The following is a 16,342-nucleotide window of genomic DNA, read 5'->3' as shown; positions in this document are numbered from 1 at the left end:
GGTCCCAGAGACCGCGCCCGCGAACGGTCCTCCAGCAGGACGAAATCCCGTTCCCGCCCGGCCACGCTTGGATCATGACCGCGATCCGGGCAACGAACCTGAGCAAGCGCTACGGCGGCACCGTGGCCGTGGCGGACCTGTCCTTCGACGTCGAACCCGGCCAGGTGACCGGGTTCCTGGGACCGAACGGCGCCGGGAAGTCGACGACCATGCGCATGATCCTAGGCCTGGACCACCCGTCGGGCGGGTCGGTCCTCGTGGACGGCAGGCCGTACGGGGAGCTGCGGCACCCGCTGCGCAAGGTCGGCGCGCTGCTCGACGCCAAGGCCGTGCACGGCGGGCGCAGCGCCCGCAACCACCTGCTGGCCATCGCCCAGACCAACGCCATCCCGGCGAGCAGGGTGGAGGAGGTGCTGGAGGAGGTCGGCCTGACCAAGGTGGCCAAGCGGCGGGTCGGCGGGTTCTCGCTCGGCATGTCGCAGCGGCTCGGCATCGCCGCCGCACTGCTCGGCGATCCGGAGATCCTGCTCTTCGACGAGCCCGTCAACGGGCTGGACCCGGACGGCATCCTGTGGATCCGCACGTTCATGCGGAAGCTGGCGGCCGAGGGGCGCACGGTGTTCGTCTCCAGCCACCTGATGAGCGAGATGGCGCAGACGGCCGACCACCTGGTGGTGATCGGCAAGGGCGCGCTGATCGCCGACACGAGCATGTCGGAGTTCATCGGGCGCAGCTCTCAGTCGTACGTACGGGTGCGCTCGCCCCGCCTGGCCGAGGTGGCCGATCTGATCAAGGTCGGTGACCTGCACACCGACCACCTGAGGGTGACCGGGGTGACGCCGCTGGAGATCGGCACGATCACCGCGCGGGCCGGGTTGCCGCTGGAGGAACTGACGTTCGTCCAGCCCTCGCTCGAAGCGGCCTACATGGAGCTCACCAAGGACAGCCTGGAGTACTCATCATGATCGACATTTTCCGGTCCGAATGGACCAAGATCCGCTCTGTCCGCTCGACGGTGTGGACCCTGGCCACCACCGCCGTGCTGATGCTGGGCTTCTCCGTCCTCCTCAACGCCTCGGCCAAGGGCATGGCCAAGGGGCCGGTCCCGGGCTCGGAGGCGATCATGTTGAGCCTGACCGGGGCGATGATGGCCTCGATCTCCATGGCCACCCTGGGCGTTCTGGTGATCTCCAGCGAATACCGCACCGGGGGGATCCGCACCTCGCTCATGGCAGTGCCCCAGCGCATGCGCCTGCTGACCGGCAAGATCGTGGTGTTCGTCGCGGTGTCGCTCGTCGTGTGCCTGGTCGCGTCGGCCGTCGCGGTGGGCGTCGGCTTGGCGATCGCCCAGCCACCGTCCATCGAGATGGGGGAGGTGGCGCGGGCTACGCTCGGGTCCGGTCTCTACCTGACCGCGTGCGGGCTGTTCGGGCTCGGACTGGGCACACTGATCAGGCACACGCCGGGCGCGATCGTGTCGGCCATCTCACTGATCCTGGTACTGCCCAGCGTCGCGATCCAGCTCCCGGGCGAGTGGGGCAGGACCGTGGCCGCATACTTCACCACGAACGCCGGCTTGCTGATCGTGTCCGGCGACAGCCGCGGCTCCCTGGGCCCGTGGAGCGGGTTCGCGGTCTACCTCGCCTGGGTGGCGGTCGCGGTGATCGCGGGCGCCGTGCTGATGCGGCGCCGCGACGCGTAATCACGCCGCTAAGCGCGTCGCTGGGCGCGCGTCACTGAGCGCGCGTCACTGAGCGCGTCACTCGGCGCGGAGGGCTATGACCGGGTCCAACCGGCCGGCCCTCCGCGCGGGCGCGACGCCGAAGAACACGCCCACCGCCGCCGAGACGCCGAACGCCAGCGCGATCGACCACCAGGTGATCGAGGCGGGCACCGGCGTGAGCGCCTGGATGGCGAGGGCGCCGCCGACGCCGAGCAGGATCCCGATGACGCCGCCGATCGTCGTCAGCAGCACCGCCTCGATCAGGAACTGGGTCAGCACGTCGCGCTGCCTGGCCCCGAGCGCCTTGCGCAGCCCGATCTCACGGGTCCGCTCCCGGACGCTGACCAGCATGATGTTGGACACGCCCACGCCGCCCACCAGCAGCGAGATGCCGGCGATCGCGGCCAGCACGCCGGTGAGCATGCCGAGCACGCTGCCGATCGTGCCGAGCAGCTGGGTCTGCGTGACGGCCGAGAACTTCTCCCCCGGATACCTGTCGGTCAGCGCCGCCACGACCCGGCTCTGGAGCGGCTCGATCTCGTCGGGCCCCGACGCGCCTACCGCGATGCCGTTGACCCTGGCGATGCCGAGCAGCCGCTGGGCCGTCGTCACCGGGATGTGCACCTCCTGGTCGCGCGAGACCCCGAAGGTCTGGCCGATCTTGGCGTAGACGCCGACGACCCGGAACCGCGCCCCGGAGATCGTCAGCTGCCGCCCGATCGGATCGAGGTCGCCGAACAGCTTGTCGGCCACCTCGGAGCCGAGCACGGCGACCCGGCGCCGGGTGTCGACGTCGGTCCCGCTCAGGTGACGGCCCTTGTCGAGCGGGCGGTCGAAGATGTTGGTGAGGTTCTGGTCGGTGCCGACGACGGTGACGAACGCCTCGGTCCCGCCGACGCGTACGGTCTCGCCCGACTGCAGCGACACCGTCACCTTGGCCGGGTCGCCGACCACGCGCCGCACGTACGCGACGTCGGCCAGGTTGAGCTTGCTCTGGGTCGGCGCCGCGCCCACGGTGAGCCGGCCAGGGACGACCAGGATGATGTTGGTGCCGAGGCCGGAGATCTCCTTCTCCACCGCGTCCTTCGCGCCGGTGCCGACGGCCACCAGGATCGCCACGGCGAGCACGCCGATGACGACCCCGAGCATGGTCAGCACGCTGCGCATCCGGTTGACCCGCAGCGCCTCCAGCGCCATGCCGAACGCCTCGCGCCCCCTCACCCCGCGCCGCCGCCGTCCCTCTTCTCCCTTGCGCCCTGCTCGCTCCTTTTGCTCTGCTCGCTCTCCTTGCTCTCCTGGGCGCCGGTGTCCAGCTCGATCAGCCCATCGCGTACGTGGATCTGCCGCCGGGCGTGTCCCGCGACCTCCGGCTCGTGCGTGACCAGCACCACGGCCACCCCGCTGTCACTGTTGAGCCGGTCGAGTATGGCCATGACCTCGGCGCCGTTGCGAGTGTCGAGATTGCCCGTCGGCTCGTCGGCCAGCAGCACCTTCGGCTCGCCCACCAGCGCCCTGGCGATCGCCACGCGCTGCTGCTCGCCGCCGGACATCTGCGAGGGCCGGTGCTCCATCCGGTGCCCCAGACCCACCGCCTCCAGCGCGGCCCGCGCCCTGGCCCGGCGCTCGGCCTTCCCCACCCCCCGGTAGACCAGCGGCAGCGCCACGTTCTCCAGCGCCGAGGTCCTGGCCAGCAGGTGGAACGACTGGAACACGAACCCGATCGTCTTGTTGCGCAGCTCGGCCAGCTGGGTGTCGGACAGTTGCGACATCTCCACCCCGTTCACCCGGAGCCGCCCGGACGTGGGCCGGTCGAGGCAGCCGAGTAAGTGCATCAGCGTGGACTTGCCGGACCCGGACGGCCCGATGATGGCCACGAACTCGCCGCGGCCGATGCGCAGCGACACACCGCGCAACGCCTCCACGGCGACGCCGTCGAGCTGGTAGCGCCTGGTGAGATCGACGGCTTCCAATGCGGCGGCGGTCATGGCAGTCGCTGCCCTTGCCGTACCGAGTCCGCGCCCTTGACCACGATCCGGTCACCGACCGACAGTCCGTTCAGCACCTCGACCACCGCCTCTCCTTGGGCGCCGAGCTTGACCACGCGGCGCTCCGCCGTACCGTTCCTGACCACCCAGACCACGCTCTCGCGCCCGCTGGAGACGATCGCCGAGGCCGGGGCCGCGATGGCGGCGGGCGACTCGCGGACCGTCAGCCGCGTCACCGCGCTCATACCCGGTTTGGGGGTGGGCGCCGCGGCGCCGTCGTCGAACCGGCCCGCGCCGAGCGTGAGCTGCACCGGGTAGCTGACGCCGCCCGTCGTGCCGGGCATCGGCGTCACGCCGACGCCCGTGACCCGCGCGGTGTAGGCCGCGCCGGGGACCGCGTCGAGCTCGACCGTGGCCTTGGTTCCCCTCTTGACCAGCAGCACGTCGGTCTCGTCGATGTCGGCGGAGAGGGTGAGCTCCGAGATGTCCGTGACGGTGACGATCGGGTCGCCCGCCGACACGGGAACACCGGTCGCCACCGGCGTGCCGCCGCTCGCCGAGCCGCCGGAGGTGTCGGCGGGCAGCTGCTGGCCGCCGGTGGGCAGCTGGCTGAGCAGGCCGTTCAAACTGCTCGCGGCGCCGCCGCCCGAGGGTCGGCCGAGCGTGACCACCCCGCCGAACGGCGCCTTGACGGTGAGCGACTTCACCGCGCTCTCCGCCGCCTTGACCGCGGCCTTCGCCTGGGACTTGGAGGCCGCTTGCAACGACGCCATGGACGACGTCAGCCCGCTGAACCCGCTGGTGACCCCGGCCAGCACGCTGTTGATCGACCGGTTGAGCTGCGCGGTGATCGACTTCAGGGCCCTGGTCTGCGCCTTGTGCTGGGCCTCGGCCAGACCGATGGCGCTGAGCAGCTGCCTGCGGGCCTGAGCGTCGTCGATCTTCTTCGCCTCCCTGCGCGCCTTGGCGAAGTGCGCGGCCACCTTGCGGTCGAACGCGCCGGTGTCGAAGGAGGCGAGCCGGACGTTCGGGCGGCCCAGGCTCGGGGTCGCGGGCGCGGCCGACTTCGACGCCCGCCGGGCCTGCTTGAGCTGGTCCTGGGCCTGCGGCGAACGGATCTTGGCCACGATCTGGCCCTTGCGCACGTGGTCGCCCTCGCGTACGTACAGGTGGGCGATCGTGCCCTGGGCGGGCGAGCGGAGGGTGGCCGTGGCGCGGGCGCCGATGGTGGCGGGCGCCTCGACGACCTCGGTGACGGGGGCGCGCTTGACGTCGGCCAGTTGTACGGCGGCCGGTGCCTCGGCCGAGCAGCCGGTCAGCGCGAGCAGGACGAGCAGCGGGGGGATGCCGCGACGGATCGTCACCCGACCCATCGTAGGAGCAGGGTGCCCGGGGTGGCTTGGGCCTCCCGAACTCGGGCCGGACACAGCCCGGACTCACTCCGGCCCCAGCCCGAGGCCGGCTCGCGGCTCCGGTCGCGGGCGGCTCGCGGCTCCGGTCGCGGCTCAGCCTGAGGCCAGCTCGCGGCTCCGGTCGCGGGCGGCCTCGATGGCGGCCAGGAAGGCGGCGCGGACGCTGTGGCGTTCGAGCTCGGCGATCGCCGCGATCGTGGTGCCACCGGGCGAGGTGACCGCCTCGCGCAGGATCACCGGGTGCTCGCCCGAGTCGCGCAGCATCACGGCGGCGCCGACGATCGACTGGGTGACCATGTCGAGCGCGGCCGCCCTGGGCATGCCGAGCAGGATCCCCGCGTCGACCATGGCCTCGACCAGGTAGAAGAAGTAGGCGGGCCCGCTGCCCGACAGCGCGGTGGCCGCGTCCTGCTGCGACTCGGGGATGCGCAGCACCTTGCCGACCGGCTTGAGCAGGTCCTCGGTGTGCTGGAGGTGCTCCTCGCTCGCGTGGGCGCCCGCCGAGATCACGCTCATCGCCTCGTCGAAGCGGATCGGCGTGTTGGACATCACCCTGACGACCGGCACTTCGACGCCGAGACGCTGCTCGACGAAGGCGCTGGTGATGCCCGCGGCGGCGGTGATCACCAGTCGGTCGGCGGGGACATAGGGGGCGATCTCGGCCAGCAGCGCCGCCATGTCCTGCGGCTTGACCGCCAGGATGATCGTCTCCGCGGCCTTGGCGGCCTCGGTGTTGGTCACGGTCCGCACGCCGTAGGCCTCGCGCAGCGCCTGCGCCCGCTCCGGCCTGCGGGACGTCGCCATGATGTCGCCCGGATCGAACCCCGCTCGCAGCAGCCCGGACAGGAGGGCCTCGCCCATCTTGCCCGTGCCCAGAATCGCAATCACCCCAGTAGCCTACCGAGCCGCTGCCTGCTGACCGGCGACCCGGGCGACCCAGGCGACCCAGGCGACCGGGCGACCCAGGCGACCCAGAAGACCCAGAAGACCCAGGCGACCGGGCGAAGCTAGTGCCGGCTCAGCAGCGACCGGGCGAAGAAGGCCAGGTTGCGCGGGCGCTCGGCGAGGCGGCGCATGAGGTAGGCGTACCAGTCGGCGCCGTAGGGCACGTAGACGCGCACCTGCGCGCCGAGCCCGGCCAGCCGGGCCTGCTCGGCGGGCCGCACGCCGTACAGCATCTGATACTCGAAGCCCGTCGCGTCCCGCCCGGTGAGTACGGCCAGCGCCGAGGCGATCTCCACCAGCCGCGGGTCGTGCGTGGCGACCATGGGATAGCCGGTGCCCGCCATCAGCACCTTGAGGCAGCGCGCGAACGACCGGTCGATGTCGGCCCGTGAGGTGAGGGCGCCGGGCGCGCTGTAGGCGCCCTTGCAGAGCCGTACGCGGGCGCCGTCGAGCCGCTCGCAGCGCTCACGGGCGTCCGGCAGGTACGCCTGCACCACGATGCCCACGTCGGGATACTCCTTGCGCAGCGTGGCGTGCACGGAGTCGAGCCTGGCGATCGTGTCGTGCTCCTCGGCGTCGAGGGTGACCGTCACTCCCCTGGCCGCGGCGGCCTCGCAGACGGTGGCCGCGTTGTCGAGCGCGAGCTGCTCGGACAGCCGCAGCCCCAGCGCGGTCAGCTTGACCGACACGTCGGCGTCGCGAGGCAGCCGGCCGAGCAGCGTGAGGTAGCCCTGGACCGCACGCTCGACCTGCGCCCGGTCGGTGACGTCCTCGCCCAGGCGGGCGATGGTGACGAGCAGCCCGTCGCGGGTCAGCCGGGCGACGACCGCTTCGACGTCGTCGGCGACATAGCGCTTGACCACGTCTCTGGTCAGCGGCGAGGTGGTGACGACCCGCTCGACGAGGTCGCTCCTGGATACGGCTAGCAGGGCCTGACGCAGCACATATTCCACCCTAACTTCGCCGGCGCGAAACCCGCCGGATTCGGTAGCTGAACCTGCGAGCCGTCCCATTCGTCCAAGAGGTATGCGCACAATGACAGCGACTCTTCTGGCCGGATGTCTGGTGCTTGCGACGAGTTGCGGGGCCCCCGCGCCTGCCAAGCAGGCCACCGCCCCCGCCCCACAGACGCCGGTCACCACTGACCCCGTGGCGAGTGTTCCCGCTGAGACCACTCCCACGAAGGCTCCGAAACCGGTCAAGCCCACGGGCGACACCATCAACACGCACAAGGTCCGCTGGACCAAGGCGCAACCGACGTCCCACGGCCGCAAGCTCAAGCTCATCTGGTGGTCGGGCGTGGCCCCGTGCACCGTCCTGGACCGGGTGAAGGTCAAGGAGACGCGCAAGAGCGTCAAGGTCACCCTGTACGAGGGCACCGCCCCGAAGGCCAAGGACGTCGCCTGCATCATGATCGCGGTGGAGAAGACGACGACGGTCAAGCTCAAGACCCCGCTCGGCAAGCGCAAGGTGCTGGACGGCGCCAAGCCCTGAACCTCAACCAGACCCAGACCCAGACCCCGGCACACGACCCCTGTCGCGCCAGGCTCCGCCAGTATCGGACGGAAAACTTTCAGGACGGAACGACCAGACCCCCGCACACGACCCCTGTCGCGCCGGGGTCTCGTCAGGGTTTGAGGGGGGAACTCTCAGGGGGAATACGGGTGCCCGGGGTCGGGTTGAGTCGAGTAGGCTCAAGCTGTTTGACAAACACCCCGGGCATTCGTACGTTGAGTCTGACCGACTCAACTTTAACTACAGGGACGTACTCATGGCACGTGCGGTAGGTATCGACCTTGGGACGACCAACTCCGTCGTCTCGATCCTCGAGGGCGGTGAGCCCACCGTCATCGCCAACGCGCAGGGCTCGCGGACCACGCCGTCCGTGGTCGCCTTCGCTAAGAACGGCGAAGTCCTGGTCGGCGAGGTCGCCAAGCGACAGGCCGTCACCAACGTGGACCGGACCATCCGCTCCGTCAAGCGGGAGATGGGCACCAACTGGTCCCAGGAGATCGACGGCAAGAAGTTCTCCCCCCAGCAGATCAGCGCCTTCGTGCTGCAGAAGCTGAAGCAGGACGCCGAGGCCTACCTGGGCGAGAAGATCACCGACGCGGTGGTCACCGTCCCGGCCTACTTCAACGACGCGCAGCGCCAGGCCACCAAGGAGGCCGGCACGGTCGCGGGCCTCAACGTGCTCCGCATCATCAACGAGCCCACCGCGGCGGCCCTCGCCTACGGGCTCGACAAGGAGCAGGACCAGACGATCCTGGTCTTCGACCTCGGCGGCGGCACCTTCGACGTGTCCCTGCTCGACGTCGGCCAGGAGGACGGCCACGGCTTCGTCGAGGTCAAGGCGACCTCCGGCGACAACCACCTCGGTGGTGACGACTGGGACCAGCGGGTCGTCGACGAGCTGGCCAACCGGTTCAAGAACGCCCACGGCGTCGACCTGTCCAAGGACAAGATGGCGCTCCAGCGCCTGCGTGAGGCCGCCGAGAAGGCCAAGATCGAGCTGTCCAGCCAGGCCGAGACCACCATCAACCTGCCCTACATCACCGCCTCCTCCGAGGGCCCGCTGCACCTCGACGAGAAGCTGACCAGGGCCGAGTTCCAGCGGCTGACCGCCGACCTGCTCGAGCGGACCAAGGGCCCGTTCCACCAGGTCATCAAGGACGCCGGCATCAAGATCTCCGACATCGCCCACGTGGTGCTCGTCGGCGGCTCGACCCGCATGCCCGCCGTCTCCGAGCTCGTCAAGGAGCTGACCGGCGGCAAGGAGCCCAACAAGGGCGTCAACCCGGACGAGGTCGTCGCCATCGGCGCCGCCCTGCAGGCCGGTGTGCTCAAGGGTGAGGTCAAGGACGTCCTGCTGCTCGACGTGACCCCGCTGTCGCTGGGCATCGAGACCAAGGGCGGCATCTTCACCAAGATCATCGAGCGCAACACGACGATCCCGACCAAGCGCTCCGAGGTCTTCACCACGGCCGAGGACAACCAGCCGTCGGTGCAGATCCAGGTCTACCAGGGCGAGCGCGAGATCGCTTCTTACAACAAGAAGCTGGCCACCTTCGAGCTGACCGGCATCGCCCCGGCGCCGCGCGGCATCCCGCAGATCGAGGTCACCTTCGACATCGACGCCAACGGCATCGTCAACGTCTCCGCCAAGGACCTGGGCACGGGCAAGGAGCAGACGATGACGATCACCGGCGGCTCCGCGCTGCCGAAGGACGACATCGAGCGGATGATGCGCGAGGCCGAGTCCTACGCCGACGAGGACAAGAAGCGCCGCGAGGAGGCCGAGGTCCGCAACAACGCCGACGGGCTCGCCTACCAGACGGAGAAGTTCCTCCGCGAGAACGACGACAAGGTCCCCGGCGAGATCAAGACCGAGGTCGAGGAGGCGCTCGCCGAGCTGAAGAAGGCTCTGGAGGGCACCGACACCGACGTCATCCGCAACTCGGCCGAGAAGCTCGCGACCGTCAGCCAGAAGATGGGCTCGGCGATCTACGCGCAGAGCCAGGCCCAGCAGCCCGGCGGCGAGGGCGCCCCGCAGGACGCCGCGGCCGGCGAGCAGCAGAAGGCCGATGACGACGTGGTCGAAGCCGAGATCGTCGACGAAGACCAGCCGAAGAAGGACAAGTGATGCCGACGCGTGACAACGGGCACGACGAGCCGGTGATCCGCGACAACCGCAAGATCGACCCGGAGACGGGCCAGGTGCGCGAACGACCGCAGGACCAGGACACTCCCCCTCCTCCCGCCGCCAGTGAGGCGGCGGCGCAGGACGGGGACCTGCTGGCCCAGCTCTCCGAGCGGACGTCCGACCTGCAGCGCCTCCAGGCGGAATACACCAACTACCGCAGGCGGGTCGAACGCGACCGCGGAGCCGTGCGGGAGCAGGCCGTCGCGAGCGCCCTCCAGGAGCTCCTGCCCGTGCTCGACGACATCGGCCGGGCACGTGATCACGGCGAGCTCACCGGTGGCTTCGCGAAAGTGGCAGAGTCACTGGAAGCGGCCGTCACCAAGCTCGGGCTCAACTCCTTCGGCCAGAAGGGCGACCCGTTCGACCCGACCGTCCACGAGGCGCTGATGCACAGCTACTCGCCGGACGTCACCGAGCCGACCGCGATCGAGGTGCTCCAGCCCGGTTACCGGATGGGTGACCGGGTGCTCCGCCCGGCGCGGGTGGCCGTGGCGGAGCCAGAAGACGCCCCCCCGGCGTCCGACGACGACAACTGACGAAGAACGAAGGGCGATAGATGAGCACCAAGGACTACCTGGAGAAGGACTACTACGCCGTCCTTGGTGTGCCCAAGTCAGCCACGGCCGAAGACATCAAGAAGGCCTACCGCAAGCTGGCCAGGCAGTACCACCCCGACACCAATCAGGGCGACGTGGCCAAGGAGACCAAGTTCAAGGAGATCTCCGAGGCCAACGACATCCTGTCCGACAGCAAGCGCCGCAAGGAATACGACGAGGCGCGCACGCTGTTCGGGTCCGGGGTGGGGGCCCAGCGTCCCGGCAGTGGCGGCTTCCCGTTCGACTTCGGCGACCTGTTCGGGGGCACCGCCAACCAGCAGCAGCAGGGCCACGGGGCGGGTGAGCGGCTCGGCGACCTGTTCGGCGGGCTGTTCAACCGCGGTGGCGGCGGCTCGGCCCGTACGACCAGCGCCACCAGGCCGCGACGTGGCCAGGACGTCGAGTCCGAGGTCACGCTCACCTTCTCCGAAGCGGTCGACGGCTCCACGGTGTCGCTCAGAATGACCAGCTCGGCCGCCTGCACGGCGTGCAGCGGCACCGGGGCCAAGGCCGGCACCACCCCACGGGTCTGCCCGACCTGTGAGGGCACCGGGGCGGCCAGCCGCAACCTGGGCAACTTCGCCTTCTCCGAGCCCTGCCGCGACTGCAAGGGCCGCGGCCTGCTCGTGGACGACCCCTGCCCCGTGTGCGAGGGCAGCGGCCGGGCCAAGAGCACCCGCAACATCCAGGCGCGCATCCCCGCGGGGGTGGCCGACGGACAGCGGGTCAAGCTCAAGGGGAAGGGCGCTCCGGGCGAGAACGGCGGCCCGGCCGGCGACCTCTACATCCTCACGCACGTCAAACCGCACGCCGTCTTCGGCAGGACGGGCGACAACCTGACCATCACGGTGCCGGTGACCTTCTCCGAGGCCGCGCTCGGCGCCGAGATCAAGGTGCCGATACTCAAGGGGCTGCCGGTCACGCTGCGCATCCCGACGGGCACGCCCAACGGCCGCACGTTCAGGATCCGTGGCAGAGGCGTCGCCCGCAAGGACGGCACCAAGGGCGACCTGCTCGCCACCGTCGAGGTGCTCGTCCCCAAGACACTGGACGACAAGTCCCGCGAGCTCCTCACGGAGTTCAACACCGCGACGGCGGGCGAGGACCCGCGGGCTGATCTCATACAGAGAGCCAGAAGCGAGTAGCCGATGGACGCCAACTATTTCGACCTGTCAGACGAGACTCCGGTCTATGTGATCTCGGTGGCCGCACAGCTGTCGGGCCTCCATCCGCAGACCTTGCGGCAGTACGACCGGCTCGGACTGGTCTGTCCAGGCCGCACGGCGGGGCGCGGCCGCCTCTACTCCACCCGCGACATCATCCAGCTCCGCGAGGTTCAGCGGCTCTCCCAGGAGGAGGGCATCAACCTCGCGGGCATCAAGCGGATTCTCGAGCTCGAGAACGAGGCTCTGCGGCTGCGTGAGGAGGTTCACCGCCTCCGCGCCGAGATGCAGATGGTCAGGGCGCTGATCCGCTACGAGCTGCCACCGGGGGCCTAGAACACATGGACTACAAGCTCACCCAGAAGAGCCAGGAAGCTCTCTCCGGGGCCATGCGGCGTGCCGCCGCGGAGGGCAATCCGGAGATCGCGCCCGCCCATCTGCTGACCACTCTGCTCGCCCAGACGGGCGGCACCGCCATTCCGCTGCTCGAAGCCGTCGGCGCCGACTGGAAGACGCTGCGCGCCAAGGCCGAGGAGCAGCTCGCCGGGCTGCCGAAGGCGCAGGGCTCCACCGTGAGCGCGCCGTCGAGCTCCCGCCAACTGCTCACCGTGATCAACACCGCGGCGCAACGGGCCAAGCGGCTCGAAGACGAGTACGTCTCCACCGAGCACCTGCTCGTCGGCCTGGCCACCGACGGCGGCCAGGCGGCCGAGCTGCTGAAGTCCCAGGGTGCGACGCCTCAGGCGCTGCTCGACGCCTTCGAGAAGGTACGCGGTCACGCCCGTGTCACCAGTGAGACGCCCGAGGACACCTACCAGGCGCTGGAGAAATACGGCGTCGACCTGACCGAGCGGGCCCGCAACGGCAAGCTCGACCCGGTCATCGGCCGCGACTCCGAGATCCGCCGGGTCGTGCAGGTGCTGTCGCGGCGCACCAAGAACAACCCGGTGCTGATCGGCGAGCCCGGCGTCGGCAAGACGGCTGTCGTCGAGGGCCTGGCCCAGCGCATCGTGGCCGGCGACGTGCCCGAGTCGCTGCGCAACAAGCGGCTCATCTCGCTCGACCTCGGCGCGATGGTCGCGGGCGCCAAATACCGCGGCGAGTTCGAGGAGCGGCTCAAGGCCGTGCTCTCCGAGATCAAGGAGAGCGACGGGCAGATCGTCACGTTCATCGACGAGCTGCACACGGTCGTCGGGGCGGGGGCCGCCGAGGGCGCGATGGACGCGGGCAACATGCTCAAGCCCATGCTGGCCCGCGGCGAGCTGCGCATGATCGGCGCTACGACGCTCGACGAATACCGCGAGCGCATCGAGAAGGACCCCGCGCTGGAGCGCCGCTTCCAGCAGGTCTACGTCGGCGAGCCCACGGTCGAGGACACGATCGCGATCCTGCGCGGGCTCAAGGGCCGCTACGAGGCCCACCACCAGGTCCAGATCGCCGACAGCGCGCTGGTCGCCGCCGCCGCGCTCTCCGACCGCTACATCACCAACCGCTTCCTGCCCGACAAGGCCATCGACCTGGTCGACGAGGCCGCCTCCCGGCTGCGCATGGAGATCGACTCGCGTCCCGTCGAGATCGACCAGCTCCAGCGCAACGTCGACCGGATGAAGATGGAGGAGCTGGCCCTTTCCAAGGAGACCGACGAGGCCTCCATCCAGCGGCTCGAACGCCTGCGCAAGGAGCTGGCCGACCGCCAGGAGGAGCTCAACGCCCTCGTCGGCCGCTGGGAGCTGGAGAAGGCCGGCCTCAACAAGGTCGGCGAGCTGAAGAAGCAGCTCGACGAGGCCAGGAGCGGCGCCGAGCGGGCGCAGCGCGACGGCGACTTCGAGGCCGCCTCCCGGCTCATGTACGCCGAGGTGCCGCGCCTGGAGCAGGCTCTGCAAGCCGCCTCCGACGCCGCGACGCCCGACCACGCCATGGTCAAGGAGGAGGTCGGCGCCGACGACATCGCCGAGGTCATCTCCTCCTGGACGGGCATCCCGGCGGGGCGCCTGCTGGAGGCTGAGACGGCCAAACTGCTGCGGATGGAAGAGGAGCTGGGGCGGCGCCTCATCGGGCAGCAGCAGGCCGTACAGGCCGTCTCGGACGCCGTACGCCGGAGCCGGGCCGGGATCTCCGACCCCGACAGGCCCACGGGCTCGTTCCTGTTCCTCGGCCCGACGGGTGTCGGCAAGACCGAGCTGGCCAAGGCGCTGGCGGAGTTCCTGTTCGACGACGAGCGGGCGATGACCCGCATCGACATGAGCGAATACTCCGAGAAGCACAGCGTCGCCCGGCTCGTCGGCGCGCCTCCCGGCTACGTCGGCTACGAGGAGGGCGGCCAGCTCACCGAGGCCGTCCGGCGGCGGCCCTACACGGTCGTGCTGCTCGACGAGGTGGAGAAGGCCCATCCCGAGGTCTTCGACATCCTGCTGCAGGTGCTCGACGACGGCCGGCTGACCGACGGCCAGGGCCGTACCGTCGACTTCCGCAACACGATCCTGATCCTCACCTCCAACATCGGCTCGCAGTTCCTGGTCGACCCCAAACTGGCCAACGGCGCCAAGCGCGAGGCCGTGATGGGCGCGGTGCGCAGCTCGTTCAAGCCGGAGTTCCTCAACCGGCTCGACGACGTGATCCTGTTCGACGCGCTCGGCTCGGAAGAGCTGACGCGCATCGTCGACCTCCAGGTCGAACGCCTGGCCCAGCGGCTGGCCGACCGCAGGCTCACGCTGGAGGTCACCGACGCGGCCAGCGAGTGGCTGGCGCTCACCGGATACGACCCGATGTACGGGGCGCGCCCGCTGCGCCGCCTGGTCCAGTCGGCGATCGGCGACAAGCTGGCCAAGGCGGTGCTGTCGGGCGAGGTCGTGGACGGCGACCGGGTGCTGGTGGACCTGGGCGACGACGAGCTGTCCATCGTCCGCGGTTGAGGTCTGATACGTGACGCCCGGGAACCGATCGGTTCCCGGGCGTCACGTATCACGGCAGGTGGGCAGGCTCACGCCACCACCGGGCCGGTCACCTCCGCCCTCTCGGGACGTCCCTGGTCAGGACACCAGGGCGTCGAGGTCGTCCTCCGGTAGGCCGAGGTCCACCCTGATGCGGTAGCGAGTGCGTAGCAGGGCCACGTGCTCGGGGTCGTCCTCGTCGCAGGCCAGCACCGCCTGGGTCGCCCACTCGTGCCCAGCCCGCAGGTCACCGTAGGCGACCAGGGTCTCGGCGATCGTGTGGGCGGTCGCCGTGGTGGCTCTGCCCTCCGCACGGATGGTCTCGATGACCTCCCTGGCCTCGTCCGGCCTGTCGAGCTCGAAGAGCGTGTCGGCGATGCCGGCTCGCGGGTCGATGCTCGACTCACCACCGTCCTCCATCGCACGCTGGAAACACTCCATCGCACGCGCGGGCTGTCCCGCCGCCCGCCATTCCTCGGCGGCCAGGACCAGGATGGATGCCCTGGAAACGTCGCCCGTCGAATAGCCGAGCGCGACGTCGTACAGCCGCTTGGCCAGCGAACCGTGGTCGTCGGCCAGCAGTGCCTGCTCTAGCAGGCGATCAAGGTGCTCACGGGTCACATGCGCCACACCGCGAGACTACCGAGCCGCTTGCGGTTTTGCCCGGTCAATACACATCGCGGATCTCGCACAGGTTCGGCAACGTAGCGTTAAAGTGTGCCTACAGTCAGCGTGTCTGTGCTGGTCGGAGGGGATATTACCGTCGCGCTCGTCCGCTAGTGGAGGGAGTCGCGATGGGCCTGTCCAGGCAGATGACCTTCATTTTGGTCTGCCTCGTCGTACTGTCCGCCGTGATTCCCGGGGCGGTCGGCTACCTTTCGGCCCGGCTGGAGGCCATCGAATCGGCGGAGCGAAACCTGCACGCGCTTGAGGCGAGGCTGCACACCAGGATGGTCCGGGAGGCCCGCGACGCACGGTCGGTGACGTTTCTGACACCGTGCGCGCCGGGCACCGACACCTCTCGCACCCAGCCGCACCCGCCGCCCGCCTCCGCGCTCGTCCCGGAATCGGGCGACCGGCTCCAGTCCAGGTACGACCCTCGCGGCTCGACTCCCGCCTGGCTGCCGGAGCTCCTCAGAGAGCTGCACGCGGCCCACTGACGGCCCAGCAGCCCGGCGCGTGACGTTTCACGAGGGCCGTGACCCTTCATCGAGGGCCCGGGCGCCTCCCGAAGGCCACGACTTGAGCTGGCGGGACAGGAAGCCGCGGATCAGCTGCTTGGCCGCCTCGATGATCTCCGGCGCGCCGTCCGGATCGCGGCGGAAGGCCAGCTTCAGCACGGCGTCGCCCGCTTCGACCGCGACCAGCACGGCCATGTCGAGCTCCTGGCTGTCGGCCAGCCCGAACTCCTTCAGCAGCAGCCCGCGCAGCCGCCCGGCGATCACCATGTTGTTGTCGGAGTCGGAGTCGAGCAGGTTGAGGTCGACCACGTCGCCGAAGCGCAGATTCCTGAACCCGGGCACGCTCCGGTGCATGTCGACGAACTCGTCGATGATCGCGTCGACCGCCTCCCACCAGCCGCGGTAGTCCTCTTCGAGGAACCGGCGGCCGACCCGGGAGACGAACTGCTCGACGTTGCGCCGGGTCAGCTCCTGCGTGATGGCCCGCTTGTCGGGAAAGAACTGGTAGACCGACCCGATCGCGACGCCGGCTCTCTCGGCGATGCGGGTGGTGGAGAGCCCTTCGTAGCCGATCTCGTCGAGCAGCTCGGCGGTCGCGTCGAGCATCCGCTCGACGCGGCGGGCACTGCGGCGCTGCGTCGGCTGCCGCCGGAGCGGTTTGGGCGCCGCGCAGCCGTCTTCAATCATCGGGGAGGACACGTGCT

Annotated in this window: 15 protein-coding genes and 1 pseudogene; 9 read left to right on the top strand and 7 right to left on the bottom strand. The window is 70.0% G+C overall.

The window, feature by feature from the left end; genetic code table 11:
- Positions 1–74 precede the first annotated feature (74 nt).
- Together AB0C30_RS41960 and AB0C30_RS41955 are read left to right on the top strand one after the other, a co-directional pair.
- A complete protein-coding gene (locus AB0C30_RS41960; RefSeq protein ID WP_357954609.1) occupies positions 75–965 on the top strand; it encodes an ABC transporter ATP-binding protein in 891 nt (296 codons plus the stop codon).
- Positions 962–1,702 carry an ABC transporter permease subunit gene (locus AB0C30_RS41955; RefSeq protein ID WP_357954607.1) on the top strand — a complete coding sequence of 247 codons (741 nt, stop codon included), beginning with the start codon at positions 962–964 and terminating at the stop codon, positions 1,700–1,702. Before AB0C30_RS41960 ends, AB0C30_RS41955 begins: the two co-directional genes overlap by 4 nt.
- Before the next feature lie 57 nt (positions 1,703–1,759).
- Here AB0C30_RS41955 and AB0C30_RS41950 read toward each other — a convergent pair whose 3' ends face one another.
- The 5 genes from AB0C30_RS41950 to AB0C30_RS41930 form a co-directional block, all read right to left on the bottom strand.
- A complete protein-coding gene (locus AB0C30_RS41950) occupies positions 1,760–2,944 on the bottom strand; it encodes an ABC transporter permease (RefSeq protein WP_357954605.1) in 1,185 nt (394 codons plus the stop codon).
- Positions 2,941–3,708: an ABC transporter ATP-binding protein gene (locus AB0C30_RS41945; protein ID WP_357954603.1), complete on the bottom strand. Its 768-nt coding sequence runs from the start codon at positions 3,706–3,708 to the stop codon at positions 2,941–2,943. The genes AB0C30_RS41950 and AB0C30_RS41945 overlap by 4 nt, the downstream gene beginning before the upstream one ends.
- Positions 3,705–5,072 (bottom strand): HlyD family efflux transporter periplasmic adaptor subunit, encoded by a 1,368-nt coding sequence (locus AB0C30_RS41940; protein ID WP_357954601.1) that lies wholly within the window; start codon positions 5,070–5,072, stop codon positions 3,705–3,707. Before AB0C30_RS41940 ends, AB0C30_RS41945 begins: the two co-directional genes overlap by 4 nt.
- Before the next feature lie 141 nt (positions 5,073–5,213).
- Complete coding sequence (gene proC / locus AB0C30_RS41935) at positions 5,214–6,008, bottom strand: pyrroline-5-carboxylate reductase (protein WP_357954599.1); 795 nt, start codon at positions 6,006–6,008, stop codon at positions 5,214–5,216.
- A 119-nt stretch (positions 6,009–6,127) separates the two neighbouring features.
- The gene (locus AB0C30_RS41930; protein WP_357954597.1) at positions 6,128–7,009 is read right to left on the bottom strand and encodes a proline dehydrogenase family protein; all 882 of its coding nucleotides are present in this window, start codon (positions 7,007–7,009) and stop codon (positions 6,128–6,130) included.
- Positions 7,010–7,100: 91 nt separating this feature from the next.
- On the opposite strand from AB0C30_RS41930, the gene AB0C30_RS41925 reads away from it, so the two are divergent.
- From AB0C30_RS41925 to clpB, 6 genes and pseudogenes are all read left to right on the top strand, one after another.
- Positions 7,101–7,559: a hypothetical protein gene (locus AB0C30_RS41925; protein ID WP_357954595.1), complete on the top strand. Its 459-nt coding sequence runs from the start codon at positions 7,101–7,103 to the stop codon at positions 7,557–7,559.
- Positions 7,560–7,836: 277 nt separating this feature from the next.
- Positions 7,837–9,708, top strand: coding sequence for a molecular chaperone DnaK (dnaK, locus tag AB0C30_RS41920; protein WP_357954593.1), 1,872 nt, complete (start codon positions 7,837–7,839; stop codon positions 9,706–9,708).
- Positions 9,708–10,304 carry a nucleotide exchange factor GrpE gene (gene grpE / locus AB0C30_RS41915; RefSeq protein ID WP_357954591.1) on the top strand — a complete coding sequence of 199 codons (597 nt, stop codon included), beginning with the start codon at positions 9,708–9,710 and terminating at the stop codon, positions 10,302–10,304. Before dnaK ends, grpE begins: the two co-directional genes overlap by 1 nt.
- Positions 10,305–10,324: 20 nt before the next feature.
- On the top strand, positions 10,325–11,509 hold the full coding sequence (dnaJ, locus tag AB0C30_RS41910) for a molecular chaperone DnaJ (RefSeq protein WP_357954589.1): 1,185 nt from the start codon (positions 10,325–10,327) through the stop codon (positions 11,507–11,509).
- 3 nt (positions 11,510–11,512) lie between these two features.
- Positions 11,513–11,818: pseudogene (locus AB0C30_RS41905) on the top strand (helix-turn-helix transcriptional regulator); the annotation flags it as partial.
- A 50-nt stretch (positions 11,819–11,868) separates the two neighbouring features.
- Complete coding sequence (gene clpB / locus AB0C30_RS41900) at positions 11,869–14,439, top strand: ATP-dependent chaperone ClpB (RefSeq protein WP_357954587.1); 2,571 nt, start codon at positions 11,869–11,871, stop codon at positions 14,437–14,439.
- A 117-nt stretch (positions 14,440–14,556) separates the two neighbouring features.
- On the opposite strand, the gene AB0C30_RS41895 is transcribed toward clpB, so the two are convergent.
- Complete coding sequence (locus AB0C30_RS41895) at positions 14,557–15,087, bottom strand: tetratricopeptide repeat protein (RefSeq protein WP_225299024.1); 531 nt, start codon at positions 15,085–15,087, stop codon at positions 14,557–14,559.
- Between the two features lie 164 nt (positions 15,088–15,251).
- On the opposite strand from AB0C30_RS41895, the gene AB0C30_RS41890 reads away from it, so the two are divergent.
- Positions 15,252–15,617, top strand: a complete 366-nt coding sequence (locus AB0C30_RS41890; protein ID WP_357954585.1) for a hypothetical protein — start codon at positions 15,252–15,254, stop codon at positions 15,615–15,617.
- A gap of 27 nt (positions 15,618–15,644) precedes the next feature.
- Here the strand turns inward: AB0C30_RS41890 and AB0C30_RS41885 are convergent, their stop codons facing one another.
- Entirely contained in the window at positions 15,645–16,325 is a 681-nt protein-coding gene (locus AB0C30_RS41885) for a TetR family transcriptional regulator (protein ID WP_357954995.1), read from the bottom strand.
- Positions 16,326–16,342 lie beyond the last annotated feature (17 nt).

The sequence above is a fragment of the Nonomuraea sp. NPDC048901 genome (assembly GCF_040649695.1).
Lineage (GTDB): Bacteria > Actinomycetota > Actinomycetes > Streptosporangiales > Streptosporangiaceae > Nonomuraea.
The sequence above is the reverse complement of the archived record's forward strand: the minus strand, read 5'-3'. Positions and strand labels throughout refer to the sequence as shown.